The sequence below is a fragment of the Mesotoga sp. Brook.08.105.5.1 genome (assembly GCF_002752635.1).
Taxonomy (GTDB): Bacteria; Thermotogota; Thermotogae; order Petrotogales; family Kosmotogaceae; genus Mesotoga.
Map to the genome: position 1 here is coordinate 42,459 of NZ_AYTW01000013.1, position 23,318 is coordinate 65,776.

General features: G+C 45.2%; 25 protein-coding genes. 13 read left to right on the forward strand and 12 right to left on the reverse strand.

Features of this window, described 5'->3' with window-relative positions:
- Position 1 precedes the first annotated feature (1 nt).
- The 4 genes from V512_RS06235 to V512_RS06250 form a co-directional block, all read right to left on the reverse strand.
- Positions 2-2,443, reverse strand: a complete 2,442-nt coding sequence (locus V512_RS06235; RefSeq protein WP_099829591.1) for a heavy metal translocating P-type ATPase — start codon at positions 2,441-2,443, stop codon at positions 2-4.
- Position 2,444: 1 nt separating this feature from the next.
- Entirely contained in the window at positions 2,445-2,639 is a 195-nt protein-coding gene (locus V512_RS06240) for an SHOCT domain-containing protein (protein ID WP_099829592.1), read from the reverse strand.
- A 222-nt stretch (positions 2,640-2,861) separates the two neighbouring features.
- Positions 2,862-3,392 (reverse strand): type 1 glutamine amidotransferase domain-containing protein, encoded by a 531-nt coding sequence (locus V512_RS06245; protein WP_099829593.1) that lies wholly within the window; start codon positions 3,390-3,392, stop codon positions 2,862-2,864.
- Positions 3,393-3,409: 17 nt separating this feature from the next.
- On the reverse strand, positions 3,410-4,327 hold the full coding sequence (locus V512_RS06250; RefSeq protein WP_099829594.1) for an alpha/beta fold hydrolase: 918 nt from the start codon (positions 4,325-4,327) through the stop codon (positions 3,410-3,412).
- Positions 4,328-4,508: 181 nt separating this feature from the next.
- Between V512_RS06250 and V512_RS06255 the strand changes: the two genes are divergently transcribed.
- From V512_RS06255 to V512_RS06290, 8 genes are read left to right on the forward strand one after another with little or no spacing between them, the layout of a single operon-like run.
- Positions 4,509-6,686 carry a bifunctional (p)ppGpp synthetase/guanosine-3',5'-bis(diphosphate) 3'-pyrophosphohydrolase gene (locus tag V512_RS06255; protein WP_099829595.1) on the forward strand — a complete coding sequence of 726 codons (2,178 nt, stop codon included), beginning with the start codon at positions 4,509-4,511 and terminating at the stop codon, positions 6,684-6,686.
- Positions 6,683-7,129: a D-aminoacyl-tRNA deacylase gene (dtd, locus tag V512_RS06260; protein WP_099829596.1), complete on the forward strand. Its 447-nt coding sequence runs from the start codon at positions 6,683-6,685 to the stop codon at positions 7,127-7,129. The genes V512_RS06255 and dtd overlap by 4 nt, the downstream gene beginning before the upstream one ends.
- An 11-nt stretch (positions 7,130-7,140) precedes the next feature.
- Positions 7,141-7,638 carry an OmpH family outer membrane protein gene (locus V512_RS06265; RefSeq protein ID WP_099829597.1) on the forward strand — a complete coding sequence of 166 codons (498 nt, stop codon included), beginning with the start codon at positions 7,141-7,143 and terminating at the stop codon, positions 7,636-7,638.
- Entirely contained in the window at positions 7,635-8,357 is a 723-nt protein-coding gene (gene lptB / locus V512_RS06270) for an LPS export ABC transporter ATP-binding protein (RefSeq protein ID WP_099829598.1), read from the forward strand. Before V512_RS06265 ends, lptB begins: the two co-directional genes overlap by 4 nt.
- Positions 8,357-8,884 (forward strand): TIGR00725 family protein, encoded by a 528-nt coding sequence (locus tag V512_RS06275; protein ID WP_165775353.1) that lies wholly within the window; start codon positions 8,357-8,359, stop codon positions 8,882-8,884. The genes lptB and V512_RS06275 overlap by 1 nt, the downstream gene beginning before the upstream one ends.
- Positions 8,871-10,292, forward strand: a complete 1,422-nt coding sequence (gene gltX, locus V512_RS06280; protein WP_099829600.1) for a glutamate--tRNA ligase — start codon at positions 8,871-8,873, stop codon at positions 10,290-10,292. Before V512_RS06275 ends, gltX begins: the two co-directional genes overlap by 14 nt.
- Positions 10,267-10,683 (forward strand): hypothetical protein, encoded by a 417-nt coding sequence (locus tag V512_RS06285; protein WP_099829601.1) that lies wholly within the window; start codon positions 10,267-10,269, stop codon positions 10,681-10,683. Before gltX ends, V512_RS06285 begins: the two co-directional genes overlap by 26 nt.
- Position 10,684: 1 nt before the next feature.
- A complete protein-coding gene (locus tag V512_RS06290; RefSeq protein ID WP_099829602.1) occupies positions 10,685-11,962 on the forward strand; it encodes a HEAT repeat domain-containing protein in 1,278 nt (425 codons plus the stop codon).
- Here the strand turns inward: V512_RS06290 and V512_RS06295 are convergent.
- From V512_RS06295 to V512_RS06305, 3 genes are all read right to left on the reverse strand, one after another.
- Positions 11,952-12,737, reverse strand: a complete 786-nt coding sequence (locus V512_RS06295) for an energy-coupling factor transporter transmembrane component T (protein ID WP_099829603.1) — start codon at positions 12,735-12,737, stop codon at positions 11,952-11,954. The genes V512_RS06290 and V512_RS06295 overlap by 11 nt on opposite strands.
- A complete protein-coding gene (queD, locus tag V512_RS06300; protein WP_099829604.1) occupies positions 12,731-13,099 on the reverse strand; it encodes a 6-carboxytetrahydropterin synthase QueD in 369 nt (122 codons plus the stop codon). The genes V512_RS06295 and queD overlap by 7 nt, the downstream gene beginning before the upstream one ends.
- A gap of 779 nt (positions 13,100-13,878) precedes the next feature.
- On the reverse strand, positions 13,879-14,421 hold the full coding sequence (locus tag V512_RS06305; RefSeq protein ID WP_099829605.1) for a hypothetical protein: 543 nt from the start codon (positions 14,419-14,421) through the stop codon (positions 13,879-13,881).
- A 462-nt stretch (positions 14,422-14,883) separates the two neighbouring features.
- Here V512_RS06305 and V512_RS06310 point away from each other — a divergent pair, with 462 nt between their 5' ends.
- Genes V512_RS06310 through V512_RS06320 form a run of 3 tightly spaced genes read left to right on the forward strand, consistent with a single transcriptional unit; the run spans position 14,884 to position 17,665 of the window.
- Positions 14,884-15,951 carry a winged helix-turn-helix domain-containing protein gene (locus V512_RS06310; RefSeq protein WP_099829606.1) on the forward strand — a complete coding sequence of 356 codons (1,068 nt, stop codon included), beginning with the start codon at positions 14,884-14,886 and terminating at the stop codon, positions 15,949-15,951.
- Positions 15,951-17,018: a winged helix-turn-helix domain-containing protein gene (locus V512_RS06315; RefSeq protein WP_099829607.1), complete on the forward strand. Its 1,068-nt coding sequence runs from the start codon at positions 15,951-15,953 to the stop codon at positions 17,016-17,018. Before V512_RS06310 ends, V512_RS06315 begins: the two co-directional genes overlap by 1 nt.
- A complete protein-coding gene (locus V512_RS06320; RefSeq protein ID WP_099829608.1) occupies positions 17,015-17,665 on the forward strand; it encodes an HAD family phosphatase in 651 nt (216 codons plus the stop codon). Before V512_RS06315 ends, V512_RS06320 begins: the two co-directional genes overlap by 4 nt.
- Here the strand turns inward: V512_RS06320 and V512_RS06325 are convergent.
- From V512_RS06325 to V512_RS14970, 4 genes are all read right to left on the reverse strand, one after another.
- A complete protein-coding gene (locus V512_RS06325) occupies positions 17,662-18,315 on the reverse strand; it encodes a Crp/Fnr family transcriptional regulator (protein ID WP_099829609.1) in 654 nt (217 codons plus the stop codon). The two genes, V512_RS06320 and V512_RS06325, sit on opposite strands and share 4 nt — an antisense overlap.
- Positions 18,316-19,053, reverse strand: coding sequence for a GNAT family N-acetyltransferase (locus V512_RS06330; RefSeq protein WP_099829610.1), 738 nt, complete (start codon positions 19,051-19,053; stop codon positions 18,316-18,318).
- A 299-nt stretch (positions 19,054-19,352) separates the two neighbouring features.
- Entirely contained in the window at positions 19,353-19,496 is a 144-nt protein-coding gene (locus V512_RS14965) for a hypothetical protein (RefSeq protein ID WP_243392284.1), read from the reverse strand.
- Between the two features lie 189 nt (positions 19,497-19,685).
- Complete coding sequence (locus V512_RS14970; protein WP_258001912.1) at positions 19,686-19,895, reverse strand: flavodoxin domain-containing protein; 210 nt, start codon at positions 19,893-19,895, stop codon at positions 19,686-19,688.
- A gap of 214 nt (positions 19,896-20,109) precedes the next feature.
- Between V512_RS14970 and V512_RS06340 the strand changes: the two genes are divergently transcribed.
- Complete coding sequence (locus V512_RS06340) at positions 20,110-21,840, forward strand: ABC transporter ATP-binding protein (protein WP_099829611.1); 1,731 nt, start codon at positions 20,110-20,112, stop codon at positions 21,838-21,840.
- On the opposite strand, the gene V512_RS06345 is transcribed toward V512_RS06340, so the two are convergent.
- Positions 21,822-22,136, reverse strand: coding sequence for a hypothetical protein (locus V512_RS06345; RefSeq protein ID WP_099829612.1), 315 nt, complete (start codon positions 22,134-22,136; stop codon positions 21,822-21,824). The two genes, V512_RS06340 and V512_RS06345, sit on opposite strands and share 19 nt — an antisense overlap.
- Positions 22,137-22,230: 94 nt before the next feature.
- Here V512_RS06345 and V512_RS06350 point away from each other — a divergent pair, with 94 nt between their 5' ends.
- Complete coding sequence (locus V512_RS06350; protein ID WP_099829613.1) at positions 22,231-23,307, forward strand: ThiF family adenylyltransferase; 1,077 nt, start codon at positions 22,231-22,233, stop codon at positions 23,305-23,307.
- The last annotated feature ends 11 nt before the right edge of the window (positions 23,308-23,318 follow it).

Genomic DNA, 23,318 nt, shown 5'->3' on the forward strand with positions numbered 1-23,318 from the left:
TCTAGATTCGTACTCTCTTCAACCTCAGTGCGTTTGCGACTACACTAACACTGGAAAAGGCCATGGCTGCACCGGCTATCATAGGGTTAAGCTTTATTCCGGCCACTTTGTAAAGGAGACCGGCTGCCACTGGTATTCCAATAACGTTATAGAAAAAGGCCCAGAAGAGATTCTCTTTGATGTTTCTGATGGTTGCTCTGGATAGCTTTATTGCCTTCGGAACATTATTAAGATTGTCGCTGATAAGAACGACGTCTGAAGACTCGATAGCGATGTCGGTTCCCGATCCGACGGCAATGCTTATATCGGCCTCCGCCAGTGCTGGGGAATCGTTTATCCCGTCGCCAACCATCATGACGGTCTTGCCTTCTTTCTTAAGATCAGCAACCTTTCTCGCCTTGTCTTCGGGCATTACTTCGGCAAGGACATTCTCGATTCCTACCTGTTCTGCGATTGCTTTCGCGGTCCTAGTATTGTCTCCCGTCATAATATAGGTATCTATTCCCATTTCTTTCAGCGTTGATACGGCTTCCAAAGAATTTTCTTTCACAACATCTGCAATTCCAAACACCGCCGCCGGTTTGCCGTCTACGGAGACAGAAACGGGGGTCATTCCCTTGCTGGAAACCTTGTCCACTAACTCCATCTCTTCCGCAGATAGACCAACAAAATGGTGATTCCCGATTCGTACCTCTCTCCCGTTAACTACTGCGATGATTCCCTTTCCAGGGTAAGCCTCGAATGAAGAGACTTGCAGCAATGTGCCGTAATAAGCAATCGAAATAGCCGAGTCTAGAGGATGAGAGCTTCTTCTGGCGATGCTTGCAGACAGTTGTAATACCTGATCGCGATCTAGAGATCCCATTGTGTGAATGTCTACAAGCTCAGGTCTTCCTCGCGTTATGGTTCCTGTCTTGTCGAATACGATAGCATCAACCTTATGGGTTACTTCCAGAGCTTCTCCGTTTCTAAAGAGAATCCCCAACTCTGCTCCCTTTCCTGTGCCGACCATGATTGCTGTAGGAGTAGCGAGTCCCAGGGCGCAAGGACAGGCAATCACAAGGACTGCGATCATCATTGACATGGAGAACGCGAATCCGTAGCCTAGGAGTATCCAAGTAAGAAAGGTGACTGCAGCAGCAATAAGTACAAAGGGCACGAAGTAGCCGCTCACGATATCTGCCATCCTTGCTATCGGAGCCTTAGAAGACTGAGCATCTTCAACGAGCTTTATTATTCTCGATAAAACTGTATCGCTCCCTACTACAGTAGCCTTCATCTCAAATATTCCGCTGATGTTTGTTGTGCCGCCGATCACCTTAGCACCCTTCTGAACGTCAACGGGGATAGATTCCCCGGTTATTACCGATTGATCGATGGAGCTCGTTCCTTCCAAGATTTCCCCGTCTACCGGAATTCTCATTCCGGGCTTGACAAGGAGAGTATCTCCAACCTCGGTTTCCTCGATCGCAATTTCTTCGAAGCCGTTGCCCCTCTTCACATAAGCCGTTTCCGGAGATAGACTAATTAACTTCATTATTGCATCGGAAGTTCTGCCTCTCGAAAGGTTCTCTAGATATTTACCAAGCGAGATCAAAGCAATAATCACTCCTGCCGATTCAAAATAGAGATCTGCTACGTAAACGTGGTTACCAAGAGCGATTTGAGCCGTTGCAAAGATACCGTACGCAAACGCTGCGCCTGTTCCGAGACCAACAAGACTATCCATATTTGGATTGCCTCTGAAGAGATTCGGTATTCCCTTAAGATAAAAATCCTTTCCGGCAATTACTATCGGGACTGTTAAGAACAGCTGAATCATAGCGAAGTTCAACGGATTTATATGAGGATCTATGATTATGGGCAATCTGAGCCCGACCATATGGCCCATGGCAACTATCAACAAGGGCAGAGCAAAGATTGCGGAGAATACCAGCTTCCTCTTGTAAGAGAGCGTCGCCGCCTCTTTTCTTAAGCGGCTTGCTGCAAGGTTTTCCGTTATGAGGCCTCCAGCCTTATAGCCTGCCTTTTCGACGGCCGCCTTAACTTGACCGATTCTAAGAGCGTCGGGATCATACTCAAAGGAAACGGTATCTGAGGATAGATTCACGCTGACGCTCTTGATACCTTCTAGTCTACCGATCGCTTTCTCAACAGCTACAGAACATGCTGCGCAGGTCATGCCATCAATTTCCATTACGGCCTTTCTTCCGGACTTCACTTCTTTGAGCGAGTAGCCAGAGTTTTCCACTGTTTCAAACAGCATTTCTCTATCTATTTTGTTTGCAGCTTCGATAGAAAGTCTTTCCGTTGAAAGATTGACGGTCGCACTCTTCACCCCTGCGATTTTCAAGGCAGCTCTTTCAACCGCTTTTGCACAGGCTGCGCAGGTCATACCTTCAACGAAATACTCTTCTTTCATATGATTCTTCTCAAAACTCATCTTATTTCTCCTCGGACAGTGTTTTTTTCAGTTCCTCGTACTGCTCGATAGAGATCTCTCCGTTAGCCAATCTTTCTCTGAGAACTCTCATTTCTTTATCATATGAGGAGGAGACAGCCATTCGACTCTTCAAGATGTCGGGTTTAAGAAAGAATACTATAGCAAAGATTACTATTAGGAATCCAAAGAACATCATCGTATCACCTCTTCTATCGGGTACCTCCCCCTCCGGGGGTAGGGTTTTTTAATAATACTATAAATTCTATCGGATTTCAACCCAATACTTGAGGAATTTGTATAGCAGTATTAGGGCAAGGGTTAGAAGCAGAACCAATAGTGAAGAGAGAATGGATAAATTAGATTCTACTCGGCGAACCCGATTGCCGATCTGTTCTTATCATGACACCATCTGACTGAGTTAACGGATTCCATTTTCTAAAGTTTCGACCAGTTTCCTGCAGAAGTCAGGGATGTCCTTCACAACTCTTCCCCAAACTAGATTGCCATCAACCAATGCTGGCTCGTCTACCCAAACTGCACCAGCATTTATTAGGTCATCTTTTATTCCTTCGCTTCCGACAGATTTTGAACCTTCTACGATTCCGGCTGAAATGCCGACAAGGCCCGCGTGACATATCATCCCAATAACTTTTCTCCTTTCATGAGCGCTCTTTACTAACTTTTTTACTTCTTCATATCGTCTCAGTTTGTCGGGAGCCCACCCTCCGGGTATAAGAACTCCATCCAGCCTTGAAACATCTATCGACTCGAAGTCTGAGTCGGATACTGCCTGAAGACATCCCTTACCGCTGAATTGCTTGTCTTTTTCTTTGCCAGCTATGATTACTTCTGCCCCTTCCTCTAGAAGACGCATCACGGGGACCCAGAATTCGAGATCCTCAAATCCATTTTCAACCAAGACCACCACTCTTTTTCCTTTAAGTCTCACAACACACCTCCTAAATGCTAAAGAGTTATTATAAACCATTCCAGAGTAGCTTCAATGATCTCCCTCACCTTATCTTGCCTGTCGAAAAGATCGAAGATGTGACCGGAGTCCTGTTCAAGCAGTCTGTTTACCCCTTTATGGTACGTAATGAAAAGTCTAGAGACTTCTGGTTGGGGAAAGACAAGATCATCCTTCAGACCCGAAACGACGAGAAGCGGTCCTGTGTAGGATACAATTTCTGCCACAGGATTCACTGAAAACAACTCGTCGAAAAACTCCTTTCTCAGCACAGTAATTCCCCCCCAAGAGATGCTTGCCACTATTTCCTCAAAGGGAGTCGCGTTCGTGGCTCGCTCGACAGAGTCTACTCCTAGCAGTGCGGAATATGTGTGAATGGGTATAGCAACGGCCGACCAGAGAGCAACACTCCTTACTCTGGAATCGCGGGCGGCGAGACAAGCTGCCACTAGACCACCTTGACTGAGGCCGACAACTCCGATCCTGTTGCTGTCAGCGTTCTCGAGTGATTGAAGGAAGGAGATCGATGAAATTGCGTCAGATACCTGTTTGTTGAAGGTAGTATCCTTCCACTCTCCTTCACTAATCCCGGATCCTCTGAAGTCAAACCTTAGAGATGAGATGCCTCTTTCGGCGAAGATTCTCGCAGTCATCTCAAAAAGCGATTCTTCTGAATCGTTTACTAATAGATCATCCATATGTCCAAGGAATCCATGAAGAAGAATTATTACAGGCGCAGGAGTCTGCAGAAGCTCTGGTTCGGTAAGTATTCCATTTATCCTCTGTCCTTCATTGAAAAAGTGGACTGCTGTCTTCGAAATCTCACTGCGAGAATGGGTCGTGATAGCATGAGAAGAGACTGTCAGGAAGAAGAGAACGACCATTAATAGCACTGTCGATAAAATGTGTTTTTTCACGCACGCACCTCCGGGCTTTCCAGATATTCCATATTCAATTCTACGCTTCGAAGTCTGTCAGAAAACCTGGATCAGTGCTCAAAGTCAGCATAGTTCTCTTCCGAGCTAAGAATAGCGTCCGCGAGGCGCACTGTATTCGGAAGTTGCTTCATGCTAAAATAAACAAATAGAAGGTGGGAGAGTGGCCAGAACAGAAATTGATGCTCAGATTCTTCTGAGCGACCTCGAAAGTATTCTTCAATATCGCCTCAAAAGGAGAGACAAGGAGCGGATTTTCGACGCCTACGAGTTTGCGCGCTTTCATCATCAGGAGCAAATGAGAGACTCGGGTGAGCCGTTCATAAGTCACCCGGTAGAAGTCGCGAAGATTCTTGCCCAGTTCTCGGCCGACAATGATACTATAGTCGCTGGGATACTTCATGACATAGTTGAAGATTGCGATGTGCCGCTTTCCGAGATAGCTGAGAAGTACGGTGATACGGTTGCTCTGATCGTCGATGGTGTGACGAAGATAAGCAATTTGAAGCTCAACGAAAAGCTTGAGTCGAAGATAGTGAAGTCGAGAATGAAGGTCGAGACTCTACGCAAAATGCTTCTCGCGTTATCAGAAGACCCGAGGATCATAATCGTCAAACTTGCAGACAGGCTTCACAACATGCGAACTCTTGACTTCCTCAAGGATCCAGAGAAGAAGCGCGACAAGGCCAAAGAGACGATCCAAATCTATGCTCCAATAGCTCACAGAATAGGTATGCACAGAATACAGGCAGAGCTTGAAGATCTTGCCTTTAAGTTCGAGTATCCTGAGGAATTCAAGGAACTGAAGTTCAAGGTCAACAAGAAGCTTAAAGAGCGTCAGGACATAATGGATGAGTATAAGGAGATAGTGCTCAGAGAACTGAGAAAGAACAGGATACCTGCTTTGATAGAAGGCAGAGTGAAACACCTTTATAGCATATGGCAGAAGATGATAAAGAAGAACAGATCCTTCGACGAGGTGTTCGATCTTATTGCCCTGAGGATAATTACGGGTGACGAAGTGAATTGCTATAAGATTTTGGGCGCAGCACACTCTCTATGGCCTCCGATGCCTGGTAGGTTCAAAGACTACATTGCCGCACCGAAGTCGAACGGTTATAAGTCGCTTCACACAACCCTGATTACCCACAGAGGAGAGCCTCTTGAGATTCAGATAAGAAGCGAGAGAATGCACAAGGAGGCCGAATATGGAGTGGCCTCTCACTGGGTCTACAAAGAGGGAATTGATGTAAGGGATAGAACCTGGTTTACACAGCTCGTCGATTGGCAAAAGGATTTCATCGAGAGTTTCAAGGACATGGAGTCGATTTCTCGCGAACTTGAGGTCGAAGAGGTGTTTGTCTTCACGCCGAAAGGCGAGGTTGTTCATCTTCCAAAAGGAGCCACACCGATCGATTTTGCCTACGCAATTCACACGGAAGTGGGCCATCATTACGCGGGTGCGAAGGTTAATGACCGGCTAGTTCCTGTCAATTATGAACTAAAGCTCGGAGACAGAGTTGAGGTTGTCGTAAACAAGGCAAGTGAAGGTCCAAGTCTTGACTGGTTGAAGTATGTCAGGGCAAATTCTACAAAGGCAAAGATAAAGAGATACTTCAAAAATGAGTATTCGGCGAAACTCGTTGAAAGAGGTAAGGAGATATTCAGAAAGATCAGCAGACGGCTCTCCGTATCGATGGATGACTTGATAGAGGGAGAGCAGATAAAGTCCCTGATGAGCCGACTGGGGGCGCACAACGAAAACGATCTCTTTAGCAAGCTTGGCGACGGGTCGATAACGATGGGAGAGGTACTCAGTCTTCTTGCACCGAAGGAAGAAGAGATAGATGTTCTTCCCGAAGAGACCGAATTGATCAAACAGAAACAGGCGAAGGGGAACGAAGTCGTTGTTGGCGGCGAGACTGGAATCGCCGTCTACTTTGCCAAATGTTGTACTCCTCTTCCGGGCGACGACATAATCGCGGTGATGAGCAGCAGGGGTATATCAATTCACAACCGCAACTGCCGAAATCTGAAAGACATAAGTGAGGATAAGCTCGTGGATGCCCACTGGAACCTTGTAACGGGAGGGAGATTCAGTGCCTGGATTGTTGTGGAGTTTGACAGCACGGATAGAACTCTTATAAATAAGTTTCTTGAGAGACTGGAAAACAAGAATGCAAAAGTAATGAAGTACTCCGTTGAAGCAGGAAAGTGGGGATATGATACACTGATTGCGAATATCCTTGTAAAGGATGTTGCCCATCTGACTTTGGTGATGGAGAACCTCAGGGGTATGAAGGGTGTTCAAAACGTGAAGAGATTTGGAGGGGTTGCGTGAGGGCCGTAGTTCAAAGAGTTAGCAAGGCCAAGGTAACCGTAAGTGGGAGAATAACTGGAGAGATTGATAAGGGCCTTCTTGTTCTTGTTGGGATCGGTCGAGACGATGACGGGAGTGACGTGGAATGGCTGGTTGATAAGACACTCAATCTTCGTGTGTTTGAAGACGAAAATGAGAAGATGAATCTTTCGCTAATAGATGTCTCGGGAGCGCTTCTTGCCATTTCACAATTCACAATAATGGGCGACGCCAGAAAGGGAAGAAGGCCTTCTTTCACCGAAGCTGCCAAACCGGAAGCGGCCAGAGCGCTTTTCAACGATTTTCTCCAGATGGCGTCTAAGACTGTGAAAGTTGAAACAGGGATCTTCCAGGCTCACATGGATGTAGAGCTTGTTAACAGTGGGCCGGTAACGATTCTATTGGATTCAAAGAGAGTATTTTAGGAGGTGTTCTTGTGAAGAGATCCATGAAATTTATTCTTATCGTAATAATGGTTGCGGCGGTCGGGGCGATTGTTGTCTCTGAGAGCAGTGCGGGGCCTTCCAATCCTGCAAAAATCGCGTTTGCAGATATGCAGAAAGTCCTTGAGTCAACGAGAGACTGGGTTACATTGAATACCGACTATCAGAAAGACACTCAGTTTTATCAGGGCCAGTTGGATAGCTTGAGTAGAGAGTATCAGGACTTGGCGAACTCTGGGGCTAGTCAAGAAGCGCTTCTCCAGAAGCAACAGGAGATTCTTACCAAGAAGAGTCAGTACGAACAGACACTGGAAACTACTTACAATGCAAAACTGCAGGTCATATTGGAACAGGTTAACAAGAGAATCAGAGATTACGCAACGTTTATTGGTATAGACATGGTAATATCCGACGAAATAGTTGTATATGGTTCTTCTGCTTACAATATTACTGACGCGATAATCGAGTATATGAAAGGGTTTCAGAATTGAGTGATCCTTCTTATCTGAAATGCGAACATCTTGACAAGCGCTACGGAAGAAGAAGAGTACTGAAGGATGTATCAATAGAGGCATCATCGCTTGAGGTGGTGGGACTGCTTGGACCCAACGGTGCAGGCAAGACCACCGCCTTCAAGTCTATTCTCGGAATAGTTATTCCGAACACTGGGAGTATATTTCTCAATGGCGAGAATATAACTCATCTTCCAATCCACGAAAGAGCCAAGAGAGGAATAGCTTACCTTCCGCAGGAGACATCGATTTTCAGGGGACTCAAGGTGATTGAAAACCTGACGATGGTCATGAGACTTACCGGTCAAGAAGAAAGTCACTATGAGAGGGCGAGCGAGATACTGGATGAGTTCGGAATCCTTTCGTTGAAAGATCAGGTTGCTTCGTCGATATCGGGTGGGGAGAAGAGAAGACTGGAATTTGCCAGGACGATGACCCTTTCTCCTTCATTCATACTTCTCGATGAGCCTTTCGTGGGAATAGATCCTATGACTGTGAAGGATATTCAGAAGATGATCAGAAAGCTTAAGAGCAGGGGAATAGGTGTTATAGTTACGGACCACGATGTCTCTTCTATAGCAAAAGTTGTTGACAGACTCTATGTGTTGTACAAGGGAGAAGTCATCTCTTCCGGAGACCCGGAAGAGGTCCTTGGAGACAGCCAGGTTGTCGAGAAGTATCTGGGAAGTGACGATTGATGCTTCATGTCGCTGTAATTGGTTATTCGGGCCCCACGGACAGAAGTCCCGTGAAGGAGCTTCAAGTAGTCTGTGAAGAAGTTGGAAGAACTCTTGCAAGGCGTGGTCACGTTGCAATGACAGGTGGGAGAGACGGAGTAATGGAACTTGTTTCAAGATCTATGTCGGAAGAGGGAGGTCGGGTAGTTGGAGTACTTCCTATCGGAGACGAGGGCAACGAGCACAATGAGATCAGGATAAGAACCGGGATGGATTTTGCTATGAGATCCCTGATACTTACAAAATCAGCCGATGTAGTAATCTCTATTGGAGGTCAGGCGGGAACTCTGCTGGAAGTAGTTTCTTCGTACTCATATGGCCGTTCAGTAATCCTAATGGAGGGTACCGGCGGCTGGACAGACAGAATCAGATCTGTGTTAATTGACGGCAAGTATCTTGACGAGAGAAAGACTGTAGAAATGAAGCTGGCAAGTAATATAGAAGATCTTGAGACGTACCTTGAGGAGGCTGAAAATGGTAAGGTGTAGATTTGCGCCCAGTCCTACCGGCAATCTTCATGTTGGTGGTGTTAGGACGGCGCTGTTCAACTGGCTCTTTGCGAAAAACCAACATGGAGGTTTTGTGCTGAGAATAGAAGATACGGATATCGAGCGTTCTGAGAAGAGATTTGAGGATCAGATCCTTTCCTCCATGAAATGGTGTGGACTTGATTGGTCGGAAGGGCCGGATGTAGGCGGGGATTATGGCCCATATAGACAGAGCGAGCGTGTCGCTCTCGGTTTCTACGATAAGTTTGCTCAAGAGCTCGTCGAAAGAGGTCGGGCATATTTTGCAGTCTATTCCAAGTCAAATCAGGAAGAGGTTTTACGGATTTCAGAGGAGATTCCTGAGCTATCTGATGATGAGATATATACAGTGAAGTTCAAGATACCGGACGGTACGACCGGCTTTTCCGATCTGTCTAAAGGAGAGATGAGTTTCGAAAACGAGAATTTCTCTGATTTCATAATAATCAAATCGAATGGATTCCCGACCTACAATTTCGCTGTAGTTGTAGATGATCATATGATGGAGATTACTCATGTTTTCAGAGGAGAAGACCATCTCACAAATACTCCGAGGCAGCTCATGATCTATAGAGCCCTGGAATGGGAACCACCAACATTCATGCATATTCCTCTGATTCTTGGTAGTGACCGGGCTCCTCTTTCGAAGAGGCATGGTCATACTAGTGTGGATCATTTCAGAAGAGAAGGGTACTTGAGTGTGGGACTGATGAACTACCTTGCGCTTCTTGGATGGACGGTTGATCAGGAGATCTTTGATTACCACGAAAAGGTCAGGGACTTCGTTCCATCAGATATCTCCAACAAAGGAGTCGTCTTCGATTACGAGAAGCTTGAGTGGATTAACGGAAAGCACTTGAGGTTATTTGATCCCGACGAACTGGCTGTGCAGTTTGGATTGTGGCTGAAGTTCACTGGAAGGTTTGACTATTACGCGAACATGGAAGCCGATCAGTTTTACTCGAGAGAAGTCCTAACAATTTGCCGCGAGAAGATCAATACTCTACAGCAGCTGTTCGATTTCTCGGCGCCTTTCTTCTGCGAAGAGGTTGATTACCAGGAAGACTACGTTGTCAAGTATCTTAAAAATGACTGGAGCAAAGATCTTGTTTCTGCTGCTATCAGGCGGTTTGAAGACGCACGCGACTGGTCCGTTGAAGGTGTTGAGAAGACTGTTAGGGAACTTGCGGATGAGAAGATAACATCCAAGAAGAATACTTTCCAAACTCTAAGAGGGGGGGTAACTGGTAGGCTTGTGACTCCGGGACTCTTTGAGACGATCTCCGTACTTGGTAGAGATAGAGTTCTTGAGAGGTTGGAGAGCCTGCTCGAGTTGATTGAGTATGAGGAAGGGAATATCGCTGATTGAGATGGTAGTCTCTCTGGCAGTATCTGCTCTCTTGCTGATTTCGATCTTCAAAATTGTTAACATGTGGCTGGCTATGTCTTCCAGCATAGTTCAGGAAACGAAAACGAACATGTCTTTGTCGAGAACCTTCGACATCGTCGAAAGGGACCTTAATCGTTCCACGGGAAACTTCTCATGGGGGGTTTCCTTTATAAGCTTCGATGCAATTGTTGATGGGCAAAAGAAAAGGATAAGGTACTACGTGTCTGGAAACAGGATAATGAGAAGGTCTGGAAATTCATATAATACCGTGACCGAGTTTAGAGAGTCTGCAGGCTTCTTTGAAGAAGAAGGGACAGTCAGATTTGTAATCGATAAAAGAGAAATCTTGATAGGGACAAAAGGTGGATAGGATGAATCCAAAGGATATCAGGAAGATGCTTCAGGCTATAGAAGAGGAGATTCTCTCCAGAATAGAAATGGATGTAAAAGAGATGCTGGATTCACCTTCGGCATACGTAAGGGCAAGAGCTGTGAAGTCTGCTGCTGATAGAGAGATGAGAATAGAGAATATTGAAAGCTTTCTCGAAGACCCTTCACCCGAGGTCAGAAAGAATGCAGTGGTCACTATGGCAAAGTTGAGTGAGAACCGAGATTCTATTCTCAAAGCATTGGATGATCCGTCAGATCTTGTCAGAAGCACAACAGCGAAAGAACTCGTGGAATTTGGCTATGAAGACGAGGATCTTGCGAGGCGAATCGCCGCCGACCCCTCCAAAAAGGTTAGGAAGACTTTTGTTGTCGCTCTGGCTGAAGCCGGGGAGAACGAACTCCTGAAGGAGTTTGACGAAGACCCGAGTAACGATATTCGGAGTATCCTGGCGGCCTGCAAAGGGCAGCTCAGGCTTGAAGAAGAGGAGCTTTCATCTCTTTCAGGCAAGTTCCAGAAGGTGGCTCTTCTTTCGAGACTGGGCCAGAGAAACTCAGGCGCCGCTGAAGAGCTTCTAGTTCTCTTGAAGGATTTCCGATCCTCAAAAGTCAAACAGATAATTGTTGAGACTTTCGAGTCCTTTCCTGATGATATCGCGCTTCCCACTCTCAAGAAATTGATTGATTCCGATGATAGAACAGTTGCTATCTCCGCAATGAAAACTCACAGGAAGATCAAAGGGTACGATGTTTCGATGCTTCAGTCAGCAGAGAGATTCATGGATTCTGAGGATGAAGAGATGAGATTCGCAGGCGCACAGTATATTAAAGGTCTTGTAGAACCGTCTGCAGCAGAGATTTTACACACTGGATTAGAAGATCCTTCTGACAGAGTGAGAGCCGTATGTATGGAGGCGCTGGCAAGTCTTATGGATCATTCTATTGCAGATGTTATCGATGAATCTCTTAGATCAACATCATCCCGGCTAAAAAAGGCATCGCTAAGGGCCGTGAAGAAACTTAAGACTATCGATATCGAAGATCATATTACTAGAATTCTTTCTAACAGAAAAGAGGACCTTCAGACAAGAGTACTCGCTTCTTCCGTAACGGGACTTCTAAAACTGGAAGGACCTCTTCCTTATCTTGAAGAAATCGCTCTAAATGCTTCCATTGAAAGCCGCCTAAGAATCTCTGCGGCAAGAGCTATGGCAAGGATAAATCCTTCTCGTCTGGCCGAACTTTTCGGCTTCACAGTATGATGGCGGTCAGAATCGAAAGGATCGTTACTACTAAGAGAATCGAGTCACTCAAAGACCAGCTTTTTTCCTTGAGGCAAGTTAACTTGTGTCCAGGTCTGTATCCTCTAATTTGAAGGGCGGCAGCAGTGTCCTGAGCCTTCTTCAGCGAGGTTGCAATTACCGGGATCACTACGGAGATTGAGTTTTTCACTCTTGAGAATATGCTCCCTTTGTCGAACTCTATTCCCCGCACCTTCTGTGCCAAGATTATTCGGTTTGTCTGAAGGGAGATAAGGGGGATGAAAGTGAGAGTTAGAGAAAGCGCCATTCCAATTTCAGAAGACCGCTTCTTGCCCCCGGGGAGTTTTCCAATAATCTCTTCCACAGAAAAAGAGATCTCCAGGGGTGTTGTTGTAAGTGAAAGCATTATACTGAAAAGCACCGCAAGAATCATTCTGGCCGAAAGCACCGCAGCGTTTATCAAACCCTCTTCTGTGATCCTCAAAACCTTTAAGTCCAGCAAGACTCTTCCGTGAGTAAAAAGGATCTGAAAGACTACGATCAACAGGATTAACAACCTTATCCCCCGTAGCGTCTTCACGAACTCCCTGAAAGGAACTGCTGAAAGTGCGGAGAGAACAATCCAGAGTGATAGGAAGACTGTGAAATCTGCAATCCCGCTCAGAAACAGCGAGCCTATTGAAAGCGAAACAAAGGCTATGGTCTTTGCTATCGGTGACAATTTGTGAATCACCGAGTTCGTTGGAACGAATCGCCCAAAAGGAACTCCTACCAAACATCTCTCTCCCTGTAACGAACAAAACTAGTCGGTGTTTCCCACACCGCCACTTCGTAAAGCTCATAATCGCTTCCTCCAACCCTGGAAGCCAGGCGTTTGAATATCCACTCGGCTATGTTCTCTGCGGTCGGCTGAGGTATAACATCATTTATGTATGCGTGATCGAGCAAGCTCAACACTTCTGACTTGACTATGTCTTTGAGCCGCAGAAAATCGATGACCATATCTTCTTGATTCTTCTCTCCGGCAACTGTTATCTGAAGCTTATAGGTGTGGCCGTGAAGCTTCTCACACTTTCCGTGATAACTGGTCAGATTGTGAGCCGCATCAAATGTGAACTCCTTAGTTAGGAAGAACATGAGTCTCTATCACCATCCTTTTTCACTACCAATACAGACTCTCCATGAGACTATCATATCGTATTCTCGCTTGTCAGAAGGGTAACACCAAGGAAATGCTGATGATTTGTCCTGCCATTGAGCGGAGGAATCCCTTTAACGGATACCAGCATCGGTGTTTCGCTGCACAATGAAGAACGAGAAAGACTAAGAGTGAATAGGTCCTCAAAGTGATTTACTGGCCATAACAGATGCTCAATGTGGGAAAAGATTAGCAGAGCAAAGAATTTCTGAAGAAGATGTCGATAATTATCAGCTGACAAACCGGTCGAGCTAGCTCACTCTATAGTTAGATAACTGCGGAATTTGCATGAATATGTTTGACATTCATCTAACTATCTGTCATAATAGTACTGTAAGAGATGTATCGAACCGGGGAGGGATGACAGGTGTCAGAAAATCAGATGAAATCGATGAAGGAAGTTACAGAGCAGATAGAGAAAGTGAGAGTTGAGATTCTCAAGACGAGATCATTCATAACTTTCTGAGAAAGTGCTGGAAAATCACGAGAGAGCTTTCGGGCTCTTTTTTTTGTTGAAACTCCTGGCGTTTGGCGCATGTATGTGAGACCAACCGAGAAAAATCATTGTCGGGAGTTTTGCTTTGAGAGTGCGAGAAATGATCGTCGTTGACCGTTACGGGTCAACCGTCCGAGAACACCGCGAACCAGTCCACCGAAAAGAACAATCGAGAAAGAGCACTTTCGAGACGTTCGCTGCGCTCACGAGAAGACGAGAAATTCAAAGCCAGTCACCTTCGGTGGCCAGTCTTTGCTTCGCAAAGGCCGGTTCCGCTTCGCGGGCTAAGAACCGCTGTGCGCTTAAGATCAAGGACCCGCTGATCGCTTGTAAAAGTTCAGTTGCAAGTTCCAAGATGCAAGTTGCCAGAAAAAGCAAGAGACCGGGGTTGGGGGTAGCGGCTTCGTGGTAGGAAAGAGCACGTTGAACCAAAATAAGCTTCCCTGCGAAGCAGGCATTGCTATCACTGATGCTCTTCAGTGCATTGCGTCCCACCGAAGGTGGCATCACTTCCGCCGATGCTTTTCGGCGCATCACTTCCCCGAACGTTTCTCCGGGCATCACTACCACGCGCCAGCGAGCCTCACTTCCTGATGAAGTCGGCATCATTTCTGCTTGTCCTCTCTTTTCTCGGAGAACGGAGGATCGTTGACGGCCAACGTGGTTTTCATCAGCGACCAAGGTCTCTTTGCTTTTGATAGTAGGAGGTCCTTCCCCTACTTTGAAAGGAATGAAAAAAGGGCCTCTGCTGAGACCCGAAGTCATCTTTCTTTCCGTGGGGGAAAAGGGGGGTTGCTTGTATGTCGCGATTCTACTGGTAAATTCTTCAGAACGCCAGGAAATTACCGTGTTTTGCAGAAGCCGATCTTGCCTTGTCGATTTCTTTCTGAATGTCTTTTCGTATTCTCTTTGGTTCTCTCTTCATATCGACTCCTCCTTTTCGTTGCGTTCGATTCATCTCTTACATTTTGATCTTAGCATTGGGTTTGATAATTGTCAAACCTTAAATGTTAACGAACAATGAATTTCTAACTATATGTCGTTTAAGGACCTTATATTCTCTGATCGTTGAATGGTAGGGATCATAAGCATGAATAGATTCGTGTTGGAGCGAGTTCTGCAAAGCCTAAGAGCTATGTCTAGTCAGAACAGAGAGATCAGTTCTAAATTACTCTAACTGTATCTGTGCTATAATTCAAGACAAGTCGAACTTGAGAGGTGTATTCCTTGAAAATCATTCCGGGATACGTTGAACTTGTAGAGATTTTAATGGCATGTGGGTTTGCTGATAGAAAGAGTTACTTCGATGCACTCTCGCAAGACCTGGGGTTTGATTTCGAACCAGGAAGAGAACTTGTCGAATTTCTTGATAGAGTTAGAAGTAATGATAACTGGTCGATAAGAGTGGCTGTTGAGGTCTTCTCCGAAATAAAGGACAGTGTCATATTCTTCTGTGATTTTCCAAAGGAGCCCGGAGGCGAGCTTCTTCTTGAAGAGGCCATAGAGAGCCTGGGAAAAAGTTTTGAAGAAAAGGCAAGGTGTGTGGTTGACAGCATCTTGTTGAACAATCTAAATCTCTCTCAAGAGGACGTGAGGAAGACGCTAGACGGTGACTTGAGCATCGTTTCGGAGGCCGTTGACAAGGCAGAAGACCTTTCTGAGAACACGACTTGGTTCATCACTCAACTGATCAAGTTTCCCAAACAGTCTAAGGAGATTCTAATCTTTGCTCTGAGAGAACTTAAGAAGCACTATGAAGAATCAGGGCTCAGAAAGAAGAATCGTGACAAGATTGCTGAAAGGCTAAGACTATTCAGAGCCGAAGAGTACGAGGAAGTTGCGGAGGATTTCCTGAAATTCTACGGTATAAGGCCCAGGGAAGATTTGCCTCTTCACCTTTTATTTCAGAACACTCTCAAGTATTCGGGCCTCAAGTTCGCCAGCGCCTGCGATATCCAACTCATAGTTTTCAGTGAGCACCTGAAACAGATTGAAGAGATCATGAATCCTGTGGTAACCGACAACACTCTCAGATTATTTCTTAGAAATCTTTCCGATCAGACAAAGATGCAGATTCTTAAGGCGATATCCGACGAGCCGAAATACGTAGATGAGCTTGCGAGAATTGTGGGTTTGTCGAAGTCGACCGTTTCCTACCACCTTTCTACATTGGGTGAGCTGGCTCTTGTCACGAGTCGTAAGGATCACAGAAGGGTGTACTTTTCGCTTAATAAAGAGCGTCTCGAGAAGATACTTAAGAGATTGGAAACGCTGTACGAAGAGGGTGAAGAGTAATGGAATTGATTACAGGATACTTCGAGATATACGATCTGACGATGGCCATTCAATTCTCGCTCAACACTGGTCCGGTTGAGAAAGTGCTTAAGACACTCGGAGTTGATTATGAGCCATCAACGCAGCTGATGGAATTCAGAGAGGATTTGTTGAGAGACACAGAATGGTCAACAAGGATGTATATTACCTTTATGAATGAATTAGGTGTGATGGCTCCCATACTCTTTCCAATTAGGCAGAAGCTGCAGGACGGAATGTTCGTAACAATAGAGGAAAGCCTAAACATAGCTGAGGAAGGCGTAAAGCTGATAAGAGATCGATTCATTCGTGTCTTTGCCGAAAGAAGACTGAAGATTTCACACGATGAACTTAATCTTATGATCCATGAGAACCCTCAGAAGGTCTCGCAGGCTATAGAGGCAATCGGCGGAATAAGTGCTGACACAGTATGGTTCATAAACCAGCTGCTTTTCTTCCCGAAGACCGCAATGGATTTCCTCTCTTCCAATACGCTGAAAATCCTGAATTACTATGAGCGCAGTGGATTGAGGGAGCTTAACATGCGGCTTGTAAAAGGGTACGTGGAGAACAGTTCTCCTCAGAGGATTAGAGATGCATTCTCGAACTATCTAGACTATTATGGCATAACGCTGGACGAGTCCAAACCCTTGTATATAACACTTCAGAACTCTGTGCCCCACACAAACTCCGGTGTAATGACCTATCCGACGTTCCACCTCCTTATAATGGGTCTTGAAGAAGTTACTGAAGATTTCTCGGGCAGAATACCTAAAGAGGTAAGGTTGAGGAGTCTTCTGAAAGTCCTGTCGGATGAAACCCGTTTCAAGATCTTGAAGAAGTTGAATAACGAGCCCGCCCTGCAGAGAGATTTAGTTGAGTTCACTGGACTTGCAAAGTCGACTATCTCCTATCACATTGGTCTTCTTTTCAAGTCATCGTTGATAGATGTGGACCCATTTAACAGCGTCATCTACGTAAGAAAAGAGACCATAAGTAGGGCAGCTGCAGATATTAGAAATCTGTTGAACATAAGGGAGAAAAGATGATTAGAGCGGTAGTATTCGATATGGACGGGGTCATTATCGATTCGGAAAAAGTCTATAGAAAGGCATGTACGGAACTGGTAACCGAGCTGGGCGGTAAGATAAGTGTTGAGTTGTTTGAAAAGCAGATGGGTCTGAAGATGACAGAGACCCAGAAGGTCGTTGTAGAAACGGCGGGACTAGATATGAAACCTGAGGACTTTGGCAGAAGATACATGGAAAGGTACATGAAGCTTGCAAGGGAGACTCTAGAACCAAATCCCGGGTTGATCGACCTTCTCGCTTACCTGTCGGAAAAGGTTAAGCTGGCCATAGCTTCATCTACAGAGAGGGCCGCCATTGAGGAACTTATGAGAAAGATTAACGTACTCGATTACTTCGAGGTAGTTGTGGGTGGTGATGAAGTTCATGAATCTAAACCCTCACCTATTATCTATCTCAGAGCTGCGGAGCTTCTTGGAGTCAAGCCTGAAGAGTGTGTTGTTGTTGAAGACTCGCCAAATGGAATAAGAAGTGGCGTTAGAGCTGGAATGGAAGTGCTGGGTGTTAGAAATGAAGAGAATGCCCATCTAGATTTGTCTTTCTCGAAAGATGTTTTCGAAGATCTTTACGGAGTAAAAGAGTATCTCGAAAAACTTCTTGAGAGTTAGTCGAAAAGCAAGTTTTCCAGGCGCTTGAGATTCCTTATCTCCACTGTGTTTCTATCAGGCATGGAAATGATCCCGTCTCTTTCAAGTTCCGAGAAGTTTCTGGACACCACCTCCCTCGTTGATCCTATTAGACTGGCCAGAGTCTTCTTTGTGCAGGGAAGCTTCAAAGTTTGGGAGTCCTTTTCAAGAGATAATTCAAGCAGATAGCTGGCGATCTTTTTCTTCACAGTGGATAGTGAAAGAATCTCGATTATGCTTGACAGATTCAAGATCTTCTCGGAAATGCTTCTGAGATAAGTGAGAAGAAAGCACTGATTCTTGAAAGCATACAGAAGCACTTTCTTGGGGATGTTGAGAATCTCCGAATCCACCTCTGAAACCACATAAGAAGCATACCTTCTTCCTGCAAAAACCAACGCCTCGCCGAACATCTGCCCCTTTTCCAGACGGTTCATAATCTGTTCCTGGCCTGAAGGCAAAAACTTCGATATTCGGAGTTTGCCTTCGAGAACAAGACTTAGCGAATCGCACCGATCATCGGGAGTGTACAAGACCTGGTTGCTTGAAGAGTGCATCCTTCGAGAGCCAACAAGTATTTTTTCTATTTCGCCGGAGGTCAAATCGCTGAAAAGGTCTATGCTTTGCAGCATCTACTTATCAACCCTGTACCAGTACTCGTATTCCATCTTAAACCCGACTCTTGAATAGAGTCTTATCGCATTTATGTTAGGTTTGTCTACTTGAAGATAGGCGATTCTAGCGCCCCTTTTCTTTCCGAGTTCCAGCAGTTTCTCGGTTATCTGTATTCCATAACCCTTTCGCCTTTCAGTTTCGAGGACAGCTATTCCGAATAATCCTATATGGTCTCCTTCAATGACTGCCAAACCACAACCAACATCGTTTCCCTCCTTCTTGAGTAGCACGAAGAAGCTCTTGGATATTACCATCGAAAGAAGTTTCTTTGCCCAAGACTTATTACCCCGTGCTCTCTTGTTAAGTGAGAAAAAGATGTCGAGCCATCTTTCTTCCGGTGTTGGGAAGATATCGAGATCGGAGATATCTAACCTTTTGCTGTCCAAGGTCTTAGTCATGACGAGAGCCCTGTCTATCTCTTGAAAGCCCATCTCTTCAAGGGTTTTGTCAAGGAAGACCGGCTTAGACTCCTGTGTCAATTTGAACATTGGAGGCAGATCCCTGGAACGGTAAAATGATCTGACCTCTTCGATCTTATGAGAAAGAGATTCGTGAGAATCATATAGTGGATATACTGAGTTTGACCTGTTTGTGTATCCGCCGGCGTATCTCATTATCCAACCATCCCTCAACCTGCTGTAGGCGGCGGGCCAGGAGTTCAACGTAATCTCTTCAAGCTTCCTGATCCTTGACATAGTACCTCCAATCTCACCAATTTCAGGTAAATTCTACGTCATAACTGACTAGCCATTTATTGTTGACATGAGTGCGGTAAATCACTGGTTTCTTGATGAGCTGCTGCCTCTGACATGATACGTTATGACCTATGCAGAAGGCAACTCCACTAAGGAAATTCCAGGCTGATGGGATCGAAAGAAACTCGACACAAATACCCCTCCATTGTTGATTTCTGAAGCAAATCTTAGCCAATTCATTTACTGATTCATCCAACAGATTCACGGTGAGCTGATCTTATGCGGCAAACCGCTTAGTCTCAAGTGCTTTCTGCCAGATATTCTCGAACACTCTCGACAATTGGTTCGATCGCCTTTCTTTTTGTGAAATCGACGGCCGTTTCATACGCAGCAAGCATGCCTTTTTCATCGTCGGATAATTCTTGTCCGTGCCTCTTCTTCATCTTAAGCTTTAATCTCAAGAGAGACATGAGGATTTTGTCTTTGATATTCAGTTTATTGAAGTCAAAGCCCCCCTTAGGTAATGAAATTCTGCATGGCATATCATTTCAGGAGTTAAGTTCTTGAGCTTAATCTCTTCTAGTACTTCTGGTCTTGCCGGTGATGCTCCTACCGAGAAGAGAACTACCTTCTTAATTTCTTAGGGTTTCGAAGTTCTCATTTATCACATTTATACCAATAAGCTCGCTCGCATAGAGAGAGCCGCCGAAGACAACACATTCGTAACTATGAAACTTCTTGGCATCGAAACTATCTGCAGCGAACAGATCTGCCTCCAGTTCTTCTGCAATCCACGTCGCATACTTTTCCGAGCTACCATACCGGCTCTTGGATAAAAACAGCTACTCTTGGCACAAGATTTCCCTCCTGTTTTTCTTAACTCTCCTTCTCATTCTAACAGCAAAGGTAGCGATCTAGTCTTGCCAAGAGAGTTCAGAAGAACTATCTAAAAGGGCCATTCAAGTTCAACTATTCAGAAGATTCCTTTCAACCTTGTTATCTAGATCTTTCTAATGTAGAATTGAGACGCTTACCTTACTACATAGGAGGCCTACAATGATTCGAAAGTTCATAGCCTATTATCGGCCACATTTGAGGCTTTTCATACTTGACATGGCCTGTGCTTTTATGATCGCAGGAATAGATCTGGTGTTTCCCAGATTCACCACATTAGCGCTTGACAACTATATACCATCAGGGAATATGAGAGGTATAGTGATCATCTCAGTGATTATGGCGATGCTGTTCATATTGAGGGCCGTCTTCAACTACATTGTCAACTACTGGGGTCATGTTGTGGGAGTAAGAATGGAATACAACATGAGAAAGGATATCTTCTCCCATCTCCAGACTCTTTCTTTTAGTTATTTTGACAAGGTAAGAACAGGAAAGATAATGTCGCGAATCGTCAATGACCTAAGAGAGATAACTGAACTCGCTCATCACGGGCCTGAAGATCTTTTCATTTCGGTCGTCACTCTGGTCGGAGCTTTCGTCATTCTCATGCAAAATGACTGGAGGCTCACTCTTGTGGTCTTTGCTTACATACCTTTCATGATTTGGTACGGAATCAAGAAGAGGCAGAAGATGGCAAGGGCATTCAGACTCGTGAGGAAAAAGATTGCCAATGTGAATGCTCAACTGGAAAACAGTATTTCGGGAATAAGGGTTGCACAATCGTTCACCAACGAGGAATTCGAAAAGAACAAGTTCGATCTTGGGAATCAGGAGTTCAAAGAGTCGAGACAGTTTGCATTCAAATCAATGGCTGAGATGACAACCGGTATCGACCTGATGATGAACATGCTCAAGGTCACCGTGCTCGCTCTTGGAGGTTATTTGACTTACTCAGGCGAGATAACGATTGGCGCCTTTGTCGCCTATTTTCTATATGTGGACCTCTTCTTGCAGCCTATAAGAAGACTTATGCAGTTCGCTCAGCAATATGAAGACGGTATGTCTGGATTTGAAAGGTTTGTAGAGATAATGGAGACAAAATCCAGTATCACCGATTCTCCTGACGCTATTGAACTGACAGATGTCAGGGGAGATGTAAGAGTAGAGGGGGTATCTTTCGCATACGACGGCGGAGAAAACGTTCTGAAGGATATCAGCCTTCATATTCCAGCAGGAGAAATGGTGGCTCTTGTCGGCCCTTCTGGGGGAGGGAAGACAACGTTATGTCATCTGATACCGAGGTTCTATGATGTCAATAGCGGAAAGATCACTATAGACGGAATAGATATACGAAATGTGACTCTGCATTCCTTAAGAAGCCATATAGGGATAGTTCAGCAGGATGTTTTCCTTTTTGCAGGAAGCATTCGTGACAATATCGCGTATGGCAAGGGCGACGCTACAGACGAAGAGATAGTTGAAGCGGCTAAGAGAGCAAATATCCATGACTTCATTCTGAGCCTGGAAAATGGGTACGATTCGTATGTCGGCGAAAGAGGCGTAATGCTTTCAGGTGGTCAGAAACAGAGAATTTCAATTGCCAGGGTATTTCTCAAGAATCCTCCGCTTCTGATACTGGATGAGGCTACCTCTGCTCTTGACAATGAAACGGAACTCAAGATACAAGAGTCTCTGGAAGCCTTATCAAAAGGCCGTACCACACTGGTAATTGCTCACAGGCTTTCAACGATAAAGAATGCAGACGAGATAGTTGTCATAACAAGTGACGGAATAATTGAGAGAGGCTCTCATGACGAGCTTCTCGAGAAGGGTGGGCACTACGCGAGACTCTACAGGGCTCAATTCAAGGGTTACATCCCCGACATGTGATTGCTTCTTTCTATGTAAACGTATCTGTCAGGTAAGCTGAAGACAGTTGTGATGAACTCCTCGAGGATGCTCTTGGGAATACTCCTGAAAGAGTTTCCAAAGTAGGTTTCTTCAAGATGTTGCTCAACTTTCTGCCAGTAATCGGGATCTAAGGAGGCTGGCTCGGAAGGCCTTGATGACGATGAGGGCTTGAATTTACCTTCAGAAAGCGATTCGTGCAGCTGGAGTTTTTCAACCGTCTCCCAGTTATCCGAGTATCTTGTTGGGAAGAGACAACTCCTTACTCTGTATCTCATACTTTCACCCCCTTGAAGATTATGACTCTCAATCTGGACATTAAGGTTTATTTGTTATACTTAAAGCTAGCCGGAGTTCTTTGGAGGGATGCTTATGGACATAGAGAGAGGTTTTCTTTTCAAATGGTATGAGCGTCAGTTACTTGTAGAAGGAGTGACTAAGCCTTTGCTTCTTCGACTTGCCGGGGAGACATTCGGTGGACTATCAAGTGAGATCGAAGAACGAATAGCTGAATTGTTGATAAGGAGCGGCCTATCCGGGATTACTGGAGACTTTCCCAGGCAGAAAATCCTTCCCTTCTACTCTCCGTTGATCTACAGACAGAAAGCTACAATAGAATTCATTGACGGGGACGAGATAAGCATTGAAGAAGATGAAGGGAAGAAGATTGTTGCTTTTCCTCACACTCTACCGTTAATATACGCTCCGGTGATCGCCGCAAATGTATTCTTCCAGTTGATGAGTGACGCGTCGAGCGCAGCCCCCGTAAAAGAACTCCCAGTAAGTCTTGACAGGTTAATTAGAAAGGGCAGAGTGATGGTTATTGGAGCAGGTGGATTAGGGTGTCCCCTAATAAAGACCTTGCTTGATAGCGGGGTTGATGATGTTTGCATTGTTGAGCCCGGTGAAGTGAAGCTTAACAATTTGCACCGACAAATTTTGTACGATTATGGAGATATAGGTCTTTCAAAAGCAAGTGTTATTGAGCGAAAGATTTCACAGTATTACAGTGGAGTAAGCGCAAAAGTTTATCGGAAGCAGTTTGATCCGGAGCTAATTAGATCTGAAAGACCGGATATTGTTGTCAGCTGTGTTGACAACTATGATGCCAGGTATCTGATAAACGACTCGTGCTATCGAAATGGAGTCCCTTTCGTCGATTCTGGAGTCGAAGGCTTCAGCGGCTATGCTATGTTTAGGGATAGAGAATCGCCATGCTACAGGTGTTTCATGGGCGACAATAGAAAGGATACCGCTGCTCCCAAAGGAATACTGCCGTTTGCCAGCTACTTCGGCGGATTGCTTGAAGCAGCAATCGTGATAAGCTACCTCAACAAAAGACCTTATGAAGGTGAAGTCTTCTCTTTCGATCTGAAGAGAAACCGATTCGAGGAAATATCGGTTGAGCGCAGGGAAGACTGCCCGATCTGTTCTAAAGCGAAGAGGTGACTTTCTTGGAA